The sequence below is a fragment of the Halomonas sp. MS1 genome (assembly GCF_024182575.1).
Classification (GTDB): Bacteria; Pseudomonadota; Gammaproteobacteria; order Pseudomonadales; family Halomonadaceae; genus Vreelandella.
The window spans coordinates 2,736,534-2,751,252 of record NZ_CP098926.1 but is presented as its reverse complement, the minus strand read 5'-3'; the positions used below and the strand labels follow the sequence as shown (position 1 = coordinate 2,751,252).

Sequence of the window (14,719 nt, the reverse complement as noted above, 5' to 3'; positions counted from 1 at the left end):
GGCAGGCGTGTGGGCCTGCCCGATGGTGCGCTATACGTAGCAGATTAGTGGCTGCTGTCTTCGACGATTTGCTGAATTTCAGCGATCAGATCTTCACCGATACGCGGCGCCCACTCTTCATAAACAGGCTGCACGGCGTCTTGGAAAGCGGCTAACTGGTCATCATCTAAGCGGGTAATTTGCATACCGCGTGCTTCTAACTGTTCACGCGACCAGTCGTCATATTCGGCAGAAAGTTGGATTTCGTACTCAGCCGACTGTCGGGCGGCTTCCTGCACCAGTGCTTGGTACTCAGGTGCCATGCGGTTCCAGGTACGCTCGGAAAGCATCATGATAAATGGCGTATAAACGTGGCGTGTTTCGGTGCCGTAATCCTGCACTTCATTGAAGTTAGAGGTAAGGATGGTGCTCCACGGGTTTTCCTGGCCGTCCACAACGCCTTGCTCAAGCGCCGAAAATAGCTCGCCGAAGGCCATTGGTGTTGGGTTGGCACCTAACGCTTCCCAAATGGCTAGGTGAACCGGGTTTTGCATAGTGCGTACGCTCAGGCCGCGAACATCCAGGCCAGCCACATCTTCTGGTGATTCGACAGGGCGTGCACTGTTAGACAGCTGACGATAGCCGTTTTCAGAGAACGTCAGCGCTTTTAAGCCTGTACCCTCAAACGCATCCAACATTCCCTGAGCCACGTCACTCTGCATAACAGCCACTGCGGCTTCTCGGCTCGGTAGTAGGAACGGCAAATCAAATGCTGACAGTGCCTCCACGTACCCAGTCGTTGCCGAGCTTGAAGGATAGGTCATATCCAAGGTGCCGGTTTGCAGCATTTCCATCATTTGGACATCGTCGCCCAACTGACTGTTGGGAAAAACATTGACCGTAATACGACCATCGGTACGCTGCTCAAGAATTTCACCGAAGTACTGGCTAGAGAGAAACTGCGGCGATGTTTCGGACAGGCCAATGCCCATACGCAAGGTGTGACTGCCGTGGTCAGCCACTACGTCGCCTTCAATCGCGGGCGGATCAGAAAGTTCAGGGCCTTGAGCATGTGCCATGCCAAAAGTCAGAGTGGTCGCGCCGACCAGAGTAAGCGTGCTGCGCCAAATCGTTGTCATGACGTTATCTCCAGAATAGTCGTTGTTGTTGGTTGGCTATTTACCGAAAGGCTATCGAATCGTATCGGCCATTAGGTTTGCGGTTTATGTTTCAACAAATTGTTACCGGTAACATCCGATACGTGAAGGCTAGCTATCGCAGCACTCGGTGTCAAAACAAAACGTCCAACTTACGACCAACGTCTAGGGATAGCTACTCACTTCCCCGCGCGCTACATTACGCGTTATGCACCCTGTCCTGGAGCCGACATGCCAGCGCTAGACCCTTGTAGCGAATTAGAGCTAGATCACCAGCTCTGCTTTGCGCTGTATTCAACATCACTGATGATGACCAAAGTTTATAAACCTCTGCTCAAAGAGCTGGGGCTCACTTACCCGCAATACCTCGCCATGCTGGTACTGTGGCAAGAAGATGGCCTAACAGTAGGTACCCTAAGCAAACGCTTACTTACAGATCCTGGCTCGTTAACGCCGCTACTAAAGCGACTTGAAAGTGATCAGCTACTTATCCGGCAGCGTAGCCTGCAAGATGAACGTGTCGTCGAGTTATTCCTGACCGATAAAGGCCGCTCGCTTCGTGAACAGGCGCGCCATATTCCCAGCTGTGTGGTCAACGCCAGCGAAAAGTCGGTTGAAGCACTCAACCAACTGAAAGAGGATTTAGTCCAACTGCGCGAAAACTTACTTAAGGTCAAGTAACCAGCTGAACGTTGTGGCCGGGTAGGTAATTTCTTCACCCATTCACTTGCGCGCAAAATAAAGCTGCACTAAATTAAACCCCCAAACACACGTTTGGCTCATAACAGCCATGCCCATAACAACTATGTCCATAAGAACTATGTCCATAACAACCAAGTTTAGGAAATAATCTATGTCTATTGAAACTGTTGCTTACCGCGCACATGCTCACGCCACTGGCGGCCGCGAGGGCTATGCTAAGTCCTCTGACGGCGCGCTGGATGTTCAGCTCAGCACACCCAAAGAGCTAGGTGGCGCCGGCGGTGCAGGCACCAATCCCGAACAGCTGTTTGCTGCAGGCTACTCTGCTTGCTTTTTAGGTGCTCTTAAGCACGTCGCCAGCCAGGAAAAAGTTAAACTGTCCGACGATACCCAGATCGATGGCAGTGTCGGTATTGGCGCCATTCCTACCGGTTTCGGCATTGAAGTTGAGCTAAAAATTAGCTTGCCTGGTTTGGAAAAAGACGTTGCCCAAGCACTGGTCGATAAAGCCCATATTGTGTGCCCCTACTCCAACGCTACCCGCGGAAATATCGATGTCACTCTGACGCTGGTTTAATTACCTAGCGCCCAAGCCACCGCTTTGCTTGCGTGCAGGGCGGTGGTGTCATAAAGCGCTATCTGGGTGTGTTTCTGCTCAACCAACAGCGCTATCTCGGTACAACCTAGAATGATCGCCTCGGCGCCCTGCTGGTGTAGCGACGTCATAATATCCAGATAACGCTCACGCGATGAGGCGTGGATATGACCATGGCATAGCTCGTCGAAAATGACCTGGTGCACCTCGGCACGCTCTTGCTCATTCGGAATGACGACATCAATCCCAAAGCGCTCTTTTAAGCGCGCCTTGTAAAAGTCCTGCTCCATCGTAAAACGGGTGCCTATCAACCCAACCCGAGTCACGCCATCACTCTGACACTTTTCCCCGGTAGCATCGGCGATGTGCAAAAAGGGAATCTGAATAGCGGCTTCAATCGCAGGCGCGACGTTGTGCATGGTATTGGTGGCCAGCAGTAAACACTCTGCCCCAGCCTCTTCAATACGTTTGGCAGCGCTTGCGAGTAACTGGCCAGCAGTTTGCCAATCGCCCTGCTGCTGCAAGGTTTCTATTTCAGCAAAATCAACACTTACCATCACAATCTGCGCTGAGTGAAAACCGCCCAGAGCCTGATTAATCCCTTGGTTTAGCGCCTGATAATAGCTTTGTGTCGACTCCCAGCTCATACCGCCTAATACGCCAATAGTCCGCATCACATTTCTCCATGGTAAATAACTATTTATTATCAGACTAACAACCCACTATCCTTGTACCCACATTTTAAGGCCCCATAACGCCTTAGTAGCCGCAACATTTCGGGTGAGTCGCCGCACCGCCCTTTTTTATTGTAGGAATAGCGAGGACATCATGAGCGACAACACGACCTATACGCCACCGCGGGTTTGGAAATGGGAACCTGGTAACGGTGGAAAATTCGCTAACATCAATCGCCCCGTTGCTGGTGCGACCCACGAGAAAGTATTACCCGTGGGCAAGCATCCGCTACAGCTTTACTCTCTGGCAACCCCAAACGGCGTGAAAGTCACCGTAATGCTTGAAGAGCTGCTGGAACAGGGTATTAAACAAGCGGAATACGATGCTCACCTGATACAAATTGGCGAAGGTGATCAGTTTGGCAGCGGCTTTGTTGAGGTAAATCCTAACTCTAAGATTCCAGCGCTAATGGATCACAGCACCACTCCGCCCCAGCGGGTCTTTGAGTCAGGTGCGATTCTGCTTTATTTAGCTGAGAAATTTGCTGCGTTCTTACCCAACGACCCAGCGAAGCGGACCGAGTGCCTATCCTGGTTATTTTGGCAAATGGGCAGCGCGCCCATGCTGGGTGGCGGCTTTGGTCACTTTTATGCTTACGCACCAGAAAAATACCAGTACCCGATTGATCGCTATACCATGGAAGTGAAACGTCAGTTGGATGTATTGGATCGTCACTTAGCAGATAACCGCTTTATGGCGGGTGATGAGTACACCATCGCAGATATGGCGATTCACCCATGGTACGGCGCACTGGTAAAAAACCGCGTGTATGAAGCCGCTGAGTTTTTAGACGCCCATACCTATCAGAATGTCTTACGCTGGACCGATGAGATTGACGCACGTCCTGCCGTTCAACGTGGCCGAATGGTTAACCGCACCTGGGGAGAGCCTGGCGAACAGCTCCACGAGCGTCACGATGCCAGTGATTTTGATCACAAGACCGAAGATAAACGTTAAACCCAGGACAACTGTGAACCGGTAAGGCGGCCGCATTGGCTAACGATCGCTAAGGATGGCGATTTACCGTATTCCACTACCGCTCTTTACTGCATTATCGATCCTGATTTAGTTAGCGATTTTTACTTCATTATTCATAGTGTGTCTGACAGAGGCAGCCCATGTTTGATCCAAAATACGCCCAGCTGATATTTTCTTTCTTAATGGCACTGTTTATGTCGTGCATTATGTCGCTGGTGATTACGCTCTACAATGTCGGCTTCATTGAAGGCATTGTCTTTGTTTGGCTGAAAGCATGGCTCTTTGCTTTTGCAGTTGCTCTACCGGTAATTAACCTCGTATCGCCTATTGTACGGCGATTGGTTAAGGTACTTATTAAGCATCCACACTAACCATCTATACAAACCATCCAGACTAGGCGCTACTGAGGCACCACAGGGGCACTTCCCTTCATCGACAAAGCGCTCAGAACAATAAAAGCCTTGTCAGCCCAGCTCTAGCGCTACTACCTGAGGCAAGAACTGGGCAGAAACCTGGCTTTCATCTCCCTAACGATTGAGCCGCTGAGTGGCAAAAGCCTTTGAAAGCAGCACTTCTTCTAGTTACTGGACGCGAGAGTTATTCAGTGCGTAATTCCAAACACGATAGAAATAAAAAATATATCCAAGCCCAAGCGTCAAAACTGAGATAATCATCCACAAAATGATATGACCAATATTGCTAAAAATATTGATATCACACACCATCTTACGTTCTACGCCTGTTGCTGTATCCACCACTGAAGTACGATTAATCACAAAGCGTGAAAACGAGTAGGGGAAGAAAAACAGTGCAATCCCGAAAGTAATAATCGTTAGCACGACCCAAATCAGCAAGTGGCCAACAATATCTAGAATAGAGAGATTCGCTTTAATATTCACGGTGCGTCCTTAAGTGTTAAGAAACAAAGTGCCGCAGATTACCACTGTCGACTACTCCCGTCAGCGCAGTTAATTGCATAAGTGTATTTCACAAGAGGAAACACCCCGTTTCGTCATACTGACGGGCGTATCGATAATACGTTGATTACTTCTGTTTATCGCGTCTGTTTATCACCACTCTAAAAACGTCTCGTTAACGTAATCGCACCGAATTTGTCCTGCTCATCTTGTCCATCAAACTCACGAGTACGCTGAACAGCAGCATAGGTTATTTGCCAGTCTTCCCAGGCCATGGCAAGTCCTGCGGAGGCTTCAGCTACCCATTCTTCACGGTCAACGGAGTGGCTATCTCTGAATGTATTACCATCCAGTGTTAGGTTCTGCGCCATGTAATAGCCTTCTACATTTGCAAACAGATACCACTGCCACCCACGATGGCCACTCATTAGATGGCGGCTACCCGGGTTGGGTGTCAGCGCAGGAATACCTTCGGCACCATCTCCCCAGCGTACGCTATAGCCAGCACTAGCATAGGTATATAAGTTGCCTAACGCTGCCCCCACACTGGGCCCGTGGGAGAACTGTTTACCGGCTAGCGGTATGTCACTCCACCATTGGCGACGAACGGTTAAATTCACCAGCGCCTCATCGCCCAGCTGATTTTGCCAGCCTCGAGGACGATCGCTATCGGTGACTAGGTGTACTTCGCGCTGAATACTGTCAGCAAGGGAGGATGGCCCCACGAGCCCAATATCGAGATGTAAATCGGTCGCTTGCGTCCATTGCCCCATCGGCACGTCTTCATAGAGCGACACTCCGCCGTAGACAAGACCTGCATAAGGGCGATCATCCTCGATCAACGCGCGGCGCTCGATATTGTTCGGCGTATAAATCTGGTGAATCAAACGGTAAGACGCCCTATCCGCTTGGCCGATAAGGCTATCGGGCAGCGCTGTCGCAAGGCGTTGCACCCAACTTGCTTCTTGCGGCGCAAAGGTCCAGTTAAGCTCAAAGCCACTGGTAAAGTGGCCGTCATCGCTGCTGGCAAGGCCATCATTTGCAAACTTTACCGACAAGGAGCTATCGCTAGCCACGGCCAATGCGGGCATTAGGCTTAACGGTAAAATAACAAGCAGCACCTTCCTGCCTAGAGCAGAGGTATTATTCACGGCTCAATCCTTGAGTATTGGGGAAAGCAAGAGCGATCAATTATTAACAAACATGAATGATTGTATGTAATGGCACGAATAGATAGCAAGCGTACTTTCTTGCTATCTACATCGCGAACTCAATGCCTATCTCGACATCCTGTCGTGAAAAAAACGTCGCCCCACCATGCATGACTACTCGCTAGCTTTGAACTTTCTAACGATCCCGGAGAAGCCACTGAGGAGTTACTTCATGCTGCCCATTTTCATCGGTAATGAACAGCGAGCCGTCGCTGATCATGACTGCCCAGTTAATGGACCGTGGCAGACCCTCTGCGATAGTAGCAAGTGCCTCTTGCGGTAGACCCGCTACATGTACATTTTTGAGCGACGCCACCGCCGGTAGCACTTTGCTTTCCCATAGATCTACCCGCCCATAAGCTAATAGTGACACCCGCTCCGCACGGCGTGAACACCAAGTAAGACGCTCGGCATCTGGCAAGCCGACTTCTATCCAGTGCAGCACGCGGCCATCCAAACTTTTTTCCCACAAGGCGGGTTCGTCCACATCGGAAAGGCCACGACCAAAAGCGAGCGCTTCGCTGTACCACAATAGGTAGGCGATTAAACGTGCGCACATCCGGTCTTCGGTTTCAGAAGGGTGCCGAGCCACGGTAAAACGCAGCGTCTCATAGACATTGCGATCAAGGTCGGTCAGGTTGACATCAACTTTGTAAGGGGTAGCACTCAACGCCATTGGAAATATCCATCTAAAATTTGCGTCAGTGTAGCGGATTTATCGAAACACAGGGCATATCCGAAGCGCTGTGAATAAGTAAAGCACAGGATGGGAAATTAAATCCGTCGATATAAAGCCACTCTTAACGCGCCGCCTGAGCTAGGGTATTGCCTCCTAATCCCATTAATACGCCGCCGCCAATACGTTGAATCAATCTGGAGGAGCCATGGGACTTTTGTAGCCACTCCCGCAGCGGGCTAGCCAGCAGCACCACCATGACATCTGCCGAAGAGAACAACGCATTGGTGGCGATACCGAGCCAAAGCAGCTGCCAAGCCACCGGTATGGCGCTGTCAGGCTGGACAAATTGAGGTAGAAAGGCCACAAAGAAGAGCGCCGTCTTAGGGTTGAGCACTTCAACCAGAAAGCTGTCACGCAGTACGCGCTTAGTGGTTGCCAGTGGAACTTCATCGCCATGGGAGCGGATGCCCTGCTTCCAGAGGCGCAGCCCCATCCAGAGCAGGTAAAGCCCACCGATGACCTTCATCGCTATGTAAGCTGGCGGAATAGCCGCAAACAGTAGCGCTAAGCCTAGCGCGGCAGCAATAACATGGACATAGCAACCGATGTGCACACCGATAACCGCTAACCAGCCTGCTCGTCGGCCTCGCCCCAGCGTTTGCGCTGCGGTGTACAACATCGCAGGTCCGGGTAGGTAAGCAAAACCAAGCGCGGCGAGGATAAACGCGGCCCATTGCATCGTGGTAACTCCATAGAGAGTTAAGATAGTAAGCCTGAGAATAAAACGGGGGTAGCGCAAGCGCCACCCCCTAAAGAAGTAAAATTGAATGAGTGAACGCTTAGAAGTTGGGTTTACGCTTTTCAACGAAAGCGCCCATGCCCTCTTTCTGCTCTTCGCCAGCAAAACAGAGCGCAAACAGGCTGGTTTCCAGCGCCAAGGCGCTATCAAGATCTTGATCTAACCCATCGTGAACGGCTTGCTTCGCGCCGCGTACTGACAGCGGGCCGTTGCCTTTAAGTTGCTTGGTGAGCTCTTCTACATAGCTTTCAAGCTCAGCCTGGGGCATGACACGGTTGACTAGCCCAATGCGCAGCGCTTCCTGAGCATCGATTTTGCGGCCAGTGGTTACTAAATCAATCGCCATGGCGGGGCCAACACGACGCGGCAACCGCTGAGTGCCGCCAAAGCCGGGAATCACACCTAGCAACACTTCAGGCTGGCCGAAGACAGCGTTGTCGCTAGCTACCGCCCAGTCGCAGGCCAACGCCAATTCGCAGCCGCCGCCAAGACAAAACCCGTTCACTAGCGCGACCACCGGCACGGGCAATGTTTCTAAGCGTTTCATGGTGCGTAACGCCTGGGTAGCAAAAGCACGCGCCTCTTCTGGCGTTTTATCGCGCATTTCGGTGATATCAGCACCGGCAACAAACGACTTTTCACCAGCACCGGTAATGATGACAGCGCGTAAATGTGGATGCGTTTCAAGCTCCACAAGATAAGCTTCTAAGGCACTCAGCACATCACTATTCAGTGCATTCAATGCCTTAGGGCGATTAATCGTTAGGCGTACCACACCGTCGTTATCAACTTTTTCAATCACTGCATCGCTCATACAGGCTCCTTAATTGTTATTACGCATTTAAAGTGAACACCTACCAACCCTAGCGAACGCTTGGTTGGTAGGCAATCACTTCTTTTGTCGCGCTTGACTGACCTGATGCGCTTACGCGTGCTCACTCGTATATATGAAAGCCGCGACCGCTCTTACGTCCCAGATACCCCGCATCTACCATGCGCTTTAGCAGCGGGCAGGGGCGATATTTAGGATCGCCAAAGCCTTCCTGCAATACGTTCATGATCGCCAGACAAACATCAAGGCCAATCAAATCCGCCAGCGCCAACGGCCCCATTGGGTGGGCAGCGCCAAGCTTCATCGCTTCGTCGATGGCCTCTGGCGTTGCGGCTCCTTCTTGAACAATAAAGGCGGCTTCATTAATCATCGGCACCAACAAGCGATTAACCGCAAAGCCTGGCGAATCACCAATCGGTACCGCCGTTTTACCCAGCGCTTTTGCCAACGCTTCTATGCGCTCAACGGTGGTGTCAGAGGTCTGCTCGGCACGAATCACTTCCACTAACTTGAGCACCGGCACTGGGTTGAAAAAGTGCATACCCACTACCCGTTCGGGGCGTTCACACACAGCGGCCAACCGCGTTAGCGAGAGTGACGAAGTGTTAGAGGCAAGAATAGCATCGCTGCTTAAATGACTCAGATCACGAAACAGCTTTTCTTTCAGCGCGGGTTGTTCTGGTGCGGCTTCAATAATAATGCCGCAGTCACTCAACGCTTCGAGATCAGTGGTCGTGGAAAGCCGCGCCAGCGCTTCCTGCTTAGCAGGCTCGCTGATTTTTTGTTTCGCTACCAGCTTGCCAAGGCCTTTATCAATATTGGCTTGGGCGCGGCTAAGCTGCTCATCGGCGACATCAAAGAGACGAACCGTAAAACCACTGGCAGCGACGACCTGAGCGATCCCCTGCCCCATGGTGCCTGCTCCCACTACACCGATTGGTTGTTCACTCATCGTTATTTATCCCCTGAATCAGTGCTGTTTCGCTTCTTCGCGCAAAACAAATTTTTGAATTTTGCCCGTTGACGTTTTTGGCAATTCGCTAAAAATGATTGTCTTCGGTACTTTGAAGCTCGCTAAATGCTCTCGGCAATGAGCAATAATGTCGGCTTCGGTAATTTCACCATAACCGATTTTTAATTTAACAAACGCGCATGGAGTCTCGCCCCACTTTTCATCGGGCTTGGCCACAACGGCGGCTTCCTCTACCGCTGGGTGGCTATAAATGGCATCTTCCACTTCAATAGTGGAGATATTCTCACCGCCAGAAATGATGATGTCTTTAGAGCGGTCTTTAATTTCGATGTAGCCATCCGCGTGCCAAACTGCGAGATCGCCAGTGTGATACCACCCTCCTTCTAAGGCTTCCTCAGTAGCTTCGGCATTCTTCAGGTAGCCCTTCATTACGTTGTTGCCGCGCATCAAAATTTCACCAATGGTCTCGCCATCTTTTGCGACGGGCTCAAGGGTCAACGGGTCAGCGACACAAAGCGCTTCAAGCATGTGGTAACGCACCCCTTGGCGCGCCTTGATTTTGGCACGGGCTTCCAGCGGCAACTCATTCCACGATTCACGCCAAGCGCACACCGTCACCGGACCATAAACCTCGGTTAACCCGTACACATGGGTCACTTCAATCCCAAGTTTCTCAACGCCCGCAATCACTGATGCAGGCGGCGCGGCACCGGCAGTGGTCACTTTAACGGGATGATCAAATTCACGCTTCTGATCAGCAGGCAGGTTGACAAGGCCGTTCAGTATAATCGGCGCACCGCTGAAGTGCGTGACCTTCTCATCCACAATCAGGTCGTTGATCCGCTTTGGATCAACTTTGCGCAGGCACACGCTAACACCGGCGTTGGCGGCAATTGTCCAGGGGAAACACCAGCCGTTACAGTGGAACATCGGCAGGGTCCAGAGGTAGACCGGATGATGCGGCATGGCCCACTCTAAGATATTGCTGACCGCGTTTAGGTAGGCGCCACGGTGATGGTAAACCACCCCTTTGGGCTTGCCCGTGGTGCCCGAGGTGTAGTTCAGTGAAATCGCTTGCCACTCATTTTCAGGCAGTTTGTAGACATAGTCAGCATCACCTTCAGCGAGCAATGCTTCGTACTCAACCTCACCGATGCCTTGAGTTTCGCCTAAAAACTCTAGATCGAAAACGTCAATAATCAGCGGTTTATCGTCTAATAAGGCAACGGCTTCGTTGATGACCTGTGCAAATTCAGGGTCAACAAGAACGGCTTTCGCTTCACCATGGGCCAGCATGTAGCTGATGGCTTCGGCATCCAGGCGAATATTCAAGGTATTGAGCACGCAGCCAGCTAGAGGCACCCCAAAATGGGCTTCAAACATCGCCGGAATGTTAGGCAACATCGCCGCTACCGTTTGGCCGGGCTGAAGGCCGCGTTTTTCAAGCGCCGACGCCAATTGGCGACAGCGGGTCCAGGTTTCTGCCCAGGTGCGGCGTGTTGTGCCATGCACAACCGCCGGGTAATCAGGATACACCGCCGCCGAACGCTCAATAAACGTCAACGGAGAGAGCGGTACATGATTAGCAACGGTGGGCGGCATGCCCTGCTCAAAAATGGATGCGTTCATAAATCACCTTTTATGTTGATCGTTTTGGTGTTGGTCATCTTTATCGTTAGCGCTGATCTTGCTCTTCCGCTTCTTGGGTAGCCGAAGGCTCACGCCCGAACATATTTGTTTTTTGCACTAACACGTACAGTACGACTCCAGCGGCTAACCCCCACCCTGCACCATATACCGCCAGCACTACGGCCATCGTGCCTGCAACGCCACGCTCAGCAGTGGTTTTAGTCTGTTCAATACCCACCATTAAGCAAATATAGCCAGTCAGCAGAAGAGTAAGCGAAAGTGCAATGGGCAGCACCGGCTGAAACATGCTGACCAATGGCAGGGTGAATAGCGCAATAAAGCCGGTAATCCAGAAAGTGCCACCGCCGCTATAAATCGATTCCATCGCATGGCGGCCATTTTTATAACGCTCAGCCATGGTGGCCGTAACGGCCGTCCAGATCGGGCCCGCCAAACCAGGATAGGGGGCAAAGAAAGCGTGCATGCCGTTACGAATAGCGGTGACGTGGTGGATACGATCCGTGCTGTAGTCGATTTTTTCATCGCTACGAATATGGTCAACACGAGACATCAACGTACGCCCGACGACGATATCGCCGAACGCGATGACGTAGGCGATCACCGCGGTGGGTATGGCCAGCATAAAGACATCAGCGCCAGGAAAGCCGACCGTAAAGGGTAGGTAGTTCCACATCTCGGTGAAGTTCGGCTGGGTAATCCCCCACTCAATAGTAGGGCGCGGGTACTCACCAATCGCCCAAGCCACCAGGATCGCAATAATCATGCCTGGCACCATGCCGTAGTTGGCAATTTTGCGCATGATCGCGTGTTCTTCTACCCAGCGCTTAAAGGCCACTGAAAAAAGCATAAATATGGCAATTAACATACCAGCGATCAGTGACACCGGGGTCTCAGCTAAGCGCCCGCCCTGCTGTATTTCACCAGTAATAGCCGCAATACCGGCACCAATAATAATGCCTGCCTGGAGGGAGTTAGGCACCAAGTGAACCAGCTTACGGCCCAGCCCAGTGACGCCTAAAATTAAGAAAATCAGAAAGACCAAGAATTGAAGTGCAAACAGCGCCTGAATAGCCTCTGGGCCTGGCTCAAAATCTCCTAGGAAGGCTAACACCACCGGCACCGCAGGCGTAATCCAACCAGGCACCATTGGCACGCCTAACAGCGCAGGGAGCATAAAGCCGACGCCGCACACCACCACATAAGCCAAGGCAACATCATAAGGTAAACCAAGGTACTGCTCTAAAAGTGGAATCATCGCCAGACTAACCACAAACATGATGAGTCCTTGAATCATCTCCGCCATTTCCCAGCGATAATGGACAAAGGGGAGCCGCACTTTAAACGGCCCTAAGGGCCAATATGGCTGCTCTTCGCCGTGCTGGCGGTGCTTAAGTTGCATGAAGTACTCCTTGGTTTGAGTCATTAATGTTGTTGTGAACCGGGAAAAAGAGTCAGCGCAACAATACGCACAGGCGCACTGGCGCGGTTAAGCACAACGATACGTTTTAAAACGACCGTTTCATTGCGTCTTAACGTAAGCCGCCGACCCAATGGGTCGGCGGAAATAAGTGGTTAAAGCACTTAAGCTTGTCGGTGGTTTATGGCGTTAATTCGAAATCACTCAGGCACTGCATACCCGCTTCGATAACCGCGCGTTGCGCGCGGCCAGCAGGCAGCCACTGGGTGATAACAAAGTTGGCGCTGGACAACTTGACGCGATAAAACGGCTCATCGCTGCCTTTTTGCAGCGCTCTGGTCGCGTGAAGTGCGGCGTTGCCCATTTGCCAAGCACATAGCACATGGCCAGCTAGGTTGAGCAACGGCGTTGCATAAGCCTGCACTGCATCTGGGCCAGTTTGCGGGTCACTGCCTTGCTCAAGCACAAGCTGCATGGCGGCACGCAGATCATCGGCACCGACCGCCAGCGCACTGCCCATACCTGCAAGGCTAGGCTCTGAGCGCATTGTCTCAGCGGTTTTTTGCACTTCATCAATTAACGCAGATAACGCGGCTCCACCATCACGCTGTAACTTACGCCCCGCCAAATCGAGGGCCTGAATGCCATTCGTGCCTTCATAAATAGGCGCGATGCGTGCATCCCTAAGTAGCTGGGCGGCACCCGTTTCTTCCACATAGCCCATACCGCCATGTACCTGAATACCCATTGAAGCGATATCCACGGCTTGGTCGGTCGAAAAGCTTTTGACGATAGGGATCAGCACATCGGCGCACGCCTGAGCAGCTTGGCGCTCGCTGTCGCTTTCACTGTGTCGGGCAAGGTCAAGCTGGCCAGCGCAGTAAAGCGCCAGAGCACGAAGGGCATCGGTGCGGGCGCGCATTGAGAGCAGCATCCGGCGCACATCTAAGTGGTCGCTGATCGAGCATTCGTTACCACCACGAGATTTAGGCGCTCTCCCCTGAGTGCGATCCAAGGCGTAAGCAAACGCATGCTGGCAGGCACGCTCAGCCACCCCGATACCTTGAATACCCACTTTGTGGCGCGCTTCGTTCATCATGGTGAACATGTGGTTAAGACCACGTCCCTCTTCACCCACCAGATACCCAATAGCGCCGTCGTTTTCGCCAAAGCTTAAGGTGCAGGTAGGCGAACCATGAATGCCCAGCTTATGCTCGATAGAGGCGCAGGTGACGTCGTTGCGCTCGCCCAACGAGCCGTCTGCGTTAACCAGGAACTTCGGCACTAGGAACAGCGAAATGCCCTTGTTGCCTTCGGGCGCATCGGGTTTTCGCGCCAGCACAAGGTGAATGATATTTTCGGCGGCGTCGTGTTCGCCCCAGGTGATATAGATTTTTTGGCCGCTAATGCGGTAATGGTCGCCTTCAGGGGTGGCTTTGGTACGTACTTTAGAAAGGTCGGAGCCTGCCTGAGGCTCCGTCAGGTTCATGGTACCTGTCCAGGTACCTTCAACGAGCTTGGGGAGATAGGTCGTTTTTAGCGTTTCACTACCATGATGCGCCAGCGCTTCGATTGCGCCTGCCGTCAACATGGGGCAAAGACCCAAGGCCATATTGGCACCGTGAAGCATTTCTTGAACAGCGCTGGCGACCACCTCAGGTAGGTTTTGTCCGCCTAACGCTTCAGAAACACCAATGCCGTTCCAGCCGCCTTCTACATACGCCTGATAGGCCGCTGCGAAACCCTCTGAGGTGGTGACACTGCCATCGGTGTGGCGCTTAGCACCTTGTCGATCACCGACACTATTTAGCGGCCCCCACACATCGCCTGCAAGCTTTGCTGCCTCTTCCAGCACCGCCTCGACCAAGTCGGGCGTGGCTTCTTCGAAGCCAGGCAGTGCAAGCGAGCGGTGCGCGAGTAGCTCTTCGAGTACAAAACGTAAATCGCGTACCGGCGCGGCATAATAATTCATGGCGAAACCTCAGAGAAAATCGGTGATAAATAGCAATTAGTAAAAACACTATCACGAATAGTAGTTTCACTACTTTCATCACACCATTAGCCCAAGGTCTCACCTGCTGAATTAACGTCAGTC

General features: G+C 52.0%; 15 protein-coding genes. 4 read left to right on the top strand and 11 right to left on the bottom strand.

The features are described from left to right. Positions 1-44: 44 nt before the first annotated feature. A complete protein-coding gene (locus NF683_RS12485; RefSeq protein WP_089038805.1) occupies positions 45-1,118 on the bottom strand; it encodes a TRAP transporter substrate-binding protein in 1,074 nt (357 codons plus the stop codon). A 249-nt stretch (positions 1,119-1,367) separates the two neighbouring features. Between NF683_RS12485 and NF683_RS12480 the strand changes: the two genes are divergently transcribed. Beyond that, on the top strand, positions 1,368-1,817 hold the full coding sequence (locus NF683_RS12480) for a MarR family winged helix-turn-helix transcriptional regulator (protein ID WP_089038806.1): 450 nt from the start codon (positions 1,368-1,370) through the stop codon (positions 1,815-1,817). Positions 1,818-1,989: 172 nt separating this feature from the next. Further along, positions 1,990-2,415, top strand: coding sequence for an organic hydroperoxide resistance protein (locus NF683_RS12475; RefSeq protein ID WP_193060485.1), 426 nt, complete (start codon positions 1,990-1,992; stop codon positions 2,413-2,415). Here the strand turns inward: NF683_RS12475 and NF683_RS12470 are convergent. Further along, positions 2,412-3,107, bottom strand: coding sequence for an aspartate/glutamate racemase family protein (locus NF683_RS12470; RefSeq protein ID WP_253920151.1), 696 nt, complete (start codon positions 3,105-3,107; stop codon positions 2,412-2,414). The genes NF683_RS12475 and NF683_RS12470 overlap by 4 nt on opposite strands. 154 nt (positions 3,108-3,261) lie before the next feature. Here NF683_RS12470 and yghU point away from each other — a divergent pair, with 154 nt between their 5' ends. Both yghU and NF683_RS12460 read left to right on the top strand, forming a co-directional pair. Beyond that, on the top strand, positions 3,262-4,125 hold the full coding sequence (gene yghU / locus NF683_RS12465) for a glutathione-dependent disulfide-bond oxidoreductase (protein ID WP_089038809.1): 864 nt from the start codon (positions 3,262-3,264) through the stop codon (positions 4,123-4,125). Between the two features lie 161 nt (positions 4,126-4,286). Next, on the top strand, positions 4,287-4,517 hold the full coding sequence (locus tag NF683_RS12460) for a DUF2798 domain-containing protein (RefSeq protein ID WP_089038810.1): 231 nt from the start codon (positions 4,287-4,289) through the stop codon (positions 4,515-4,517). Positions 4,518-4,727: 210 nt separating this feature from the next. Here NF683_RS12460 and NF683_RS12455 read toward each other — a convergent pair whose 3' ends face one another. From NF683_RS12455 to NF683_RS12415, 9 genes are all read right to left on the bottom strand, one after another. Next, positions 4,728-5,045, bottom strand: coding sequence for a DUF6693 family protein (locus tag NF683_RS12455; RefSeq protein ID WP_089038811.1), 318 nt, complete (start codon positions 5,043-5,045; stop codon positions 4,728-4,730). A 179-nt stretch (positions 5,046-5,224) separates the two neighbouring features. Further along, positions 5,225-6,214 carry a lipid A deacylase LpxR family protein gene (locus NF683_RS12450; protein ID WP_253920150.1) on the bottom strand — a complete coding sequence of 330 codons (990 nt, stop codon included), beginning with the start codon at positions 6,212-6,214 and terminating at the stop codon, positions 5,225-5,227. A 196-nt stretch (positions 6,215-6,410) separates the two neighbouring features. Further along, positions 6,411-6,950: a YaeQ family protein gene (locus tag NF683_RS12445; RefSeq protein WP_253920149.1), complete on the bottom strand. Its 540-nt coding sequence runs from the start codon at positions 6,948-6,950 to the stop codon at positions 6,411-6,413. 124 nt (positions 6,951-7,074) lie between these two features. Continuing rightward, complete coding sequence (locus tag NF683_RS12440; RefSeq protein WP_193068260.1) at positions 7,075-7,692, bottom strand: LysE family translocator; 618 nt, start codon at positions 7,690-7,692, stop codon at positions 7,075-7,077. Between the two features lie 100 nt (positions 7,693-7,792). After that, the gene (locus tag NF683_RS12435; RefSeq protein WP_253920148.1) at positions 7,793-8,566 is read right to left on the bottom strand and encodes an enoyl-CoA hydratase-related protein; all 774 of its coding nucleotides are present in this window, start codon (positions 8,564-8,566) and stop codon (positions 7,793-7,795) included. Positions 8,567-8,687: 121 nt separating this feature from the next. After that, positions 8,688-9,536 (bottom strand): 3-hydroxybutyryl-CoA dehydrogenase, encoded by an 849-nt coding sequence (locus NF683_RS12430; RefSeq protein WP_253920147.1) that lies wholly within the window; start codon positions 9,534-9,536, stop codon positions 8,688-8,690. Between the two features lie 18 nt (positions 9,537-9,554). Continuing rightward, positions 9,555-11,186, bottom strand: a complete 1,632-nt coding sequence (locus tag NF683_RS12425) for an acyl-CoA synthetase (protein ID WP_089038816.1) — start codon at positions 11,184-11,186, stop codon at positions 9,555-9,557. 46 nt (positions 11,187-11,232) lie between these two features. Beyond that, complete coding sequence (locus NF683_RS12420) at positions 11,233-12,606, bottom strand: solute carrier family 23 protein (protein WP_089038817.1); 1,374 nt, start codon at positions 12,604-12,606, stop codon at positions 11,233-11,235. A gap of 199 nt (positions 12,607-12,805) precedes the next feature. Further along, positions 12,806-14,596: an acyl-CoA dehydrogenase gene (locus tag NF683_RS12415; RefSeq protein ID WP_253920146.1), complete on the bottom strand. Its 1,791-nt coding sequence runs from the start codon at positions 14,594-14,596 to the stop codon at positions 12,806-12,808. Positions 14,597-14,719 lie beyond the last annotated feature (123 nt).

Excerpts from the sequence above, each read along its gene's own strand:
- NF683_RS12415 (WP_253920146.1), bottom strand. The coding sequence starts at position 14,596 with ATGAATTATTATGCCGCGCCGGTACGCGATTTACGTTTTGTACTCGAA.
- NF683_RS12445 (WP_253920149.1), bottom strand. The coding sequence starts at position 6,950 with ATGGCGTTGAGTGCTACCCCTTACAAAGTTGATGTCAACCTGACCGAC.
- NF683_RS12435 (WP_253920148.1), bottom strand. The coding sequence starts at position 8,566 with ATGAGCGATGCAGTGATTGAAAAAGTTGATAACGACGGTGTGGTACGC.
- NF683_RS12425 (WP_089038816.1), bottom strand. The coding sequence starts at position 11,186 with ATGAACGCATCCATTTTTGAGCAGGGCATGCCGCCCACCGTTGCTAAT.
- NF683_RS12480 (WP_089038806.1), top strand. The coding sequence starts at position 1,368 with ATGCCAGCGCTAGACCCTTGTAGCGAATTAGAGCTAGATCACCAGCTC.
- yghU (WP_089038809.1), top strand. The coding sequence starts at position 3,262 with ATGAGCGACAACACGACCTATACGCCACCGCGGGTTTGGAAATGGGAA.
- NF683_RS12470 (WP_253920151.1), bottom strand. The coding sequence starts at position 3,107 with ATGCGGACTATTGGCGTATTAGGCGGTATGAGCTGGGAGTCGACACAA.
- NF683_RS12475 (WP_193060485.1), top strand. The coding sequence starts at position 1,990 with ATGTCTATTGAAACTGTTGCTTACCGCGCACATGCTCACGCCACTGGC.
- NF683_RS12460 (WP_089038810.1), top strand. The coding sequence starts at position 4,287 with ATGTTTGATCCAAAATACGCCCAGCTGATATTTTCTTTCTTAATGGCA.
- NF683_RS12440 (WP_193068260.1), bottom strand. The coding sequence starts at position 7,692 with ATGCAATGGGCCGCGTTTATCCTCGCCGCGCTTGGTTTTGCTTACCTA.
- NF683_RS12420 (WP_089038817.1), bottom strand. The coding sequence starts at position 12,606 with ATGCAACTTAAGCACCGCCAGCACGGCGAAGAGCAGCCATATTGGCCC.
- NF683_RS12485 (WP_089038805.1), bottom strand. The coding sequence starts at position 1,118 with ATGACAACGATTTGGCGCAGCACGCTTACTCTGGTCGGCGCGACCACT.
- NF683_RS12430 (WP_253920147.1), bottom strand. The coding sequence starts at position 9,536 with ATGAGTGAACAACCAATCGGTGTAGTGGGAGCAGGCACCATGGGGCAG.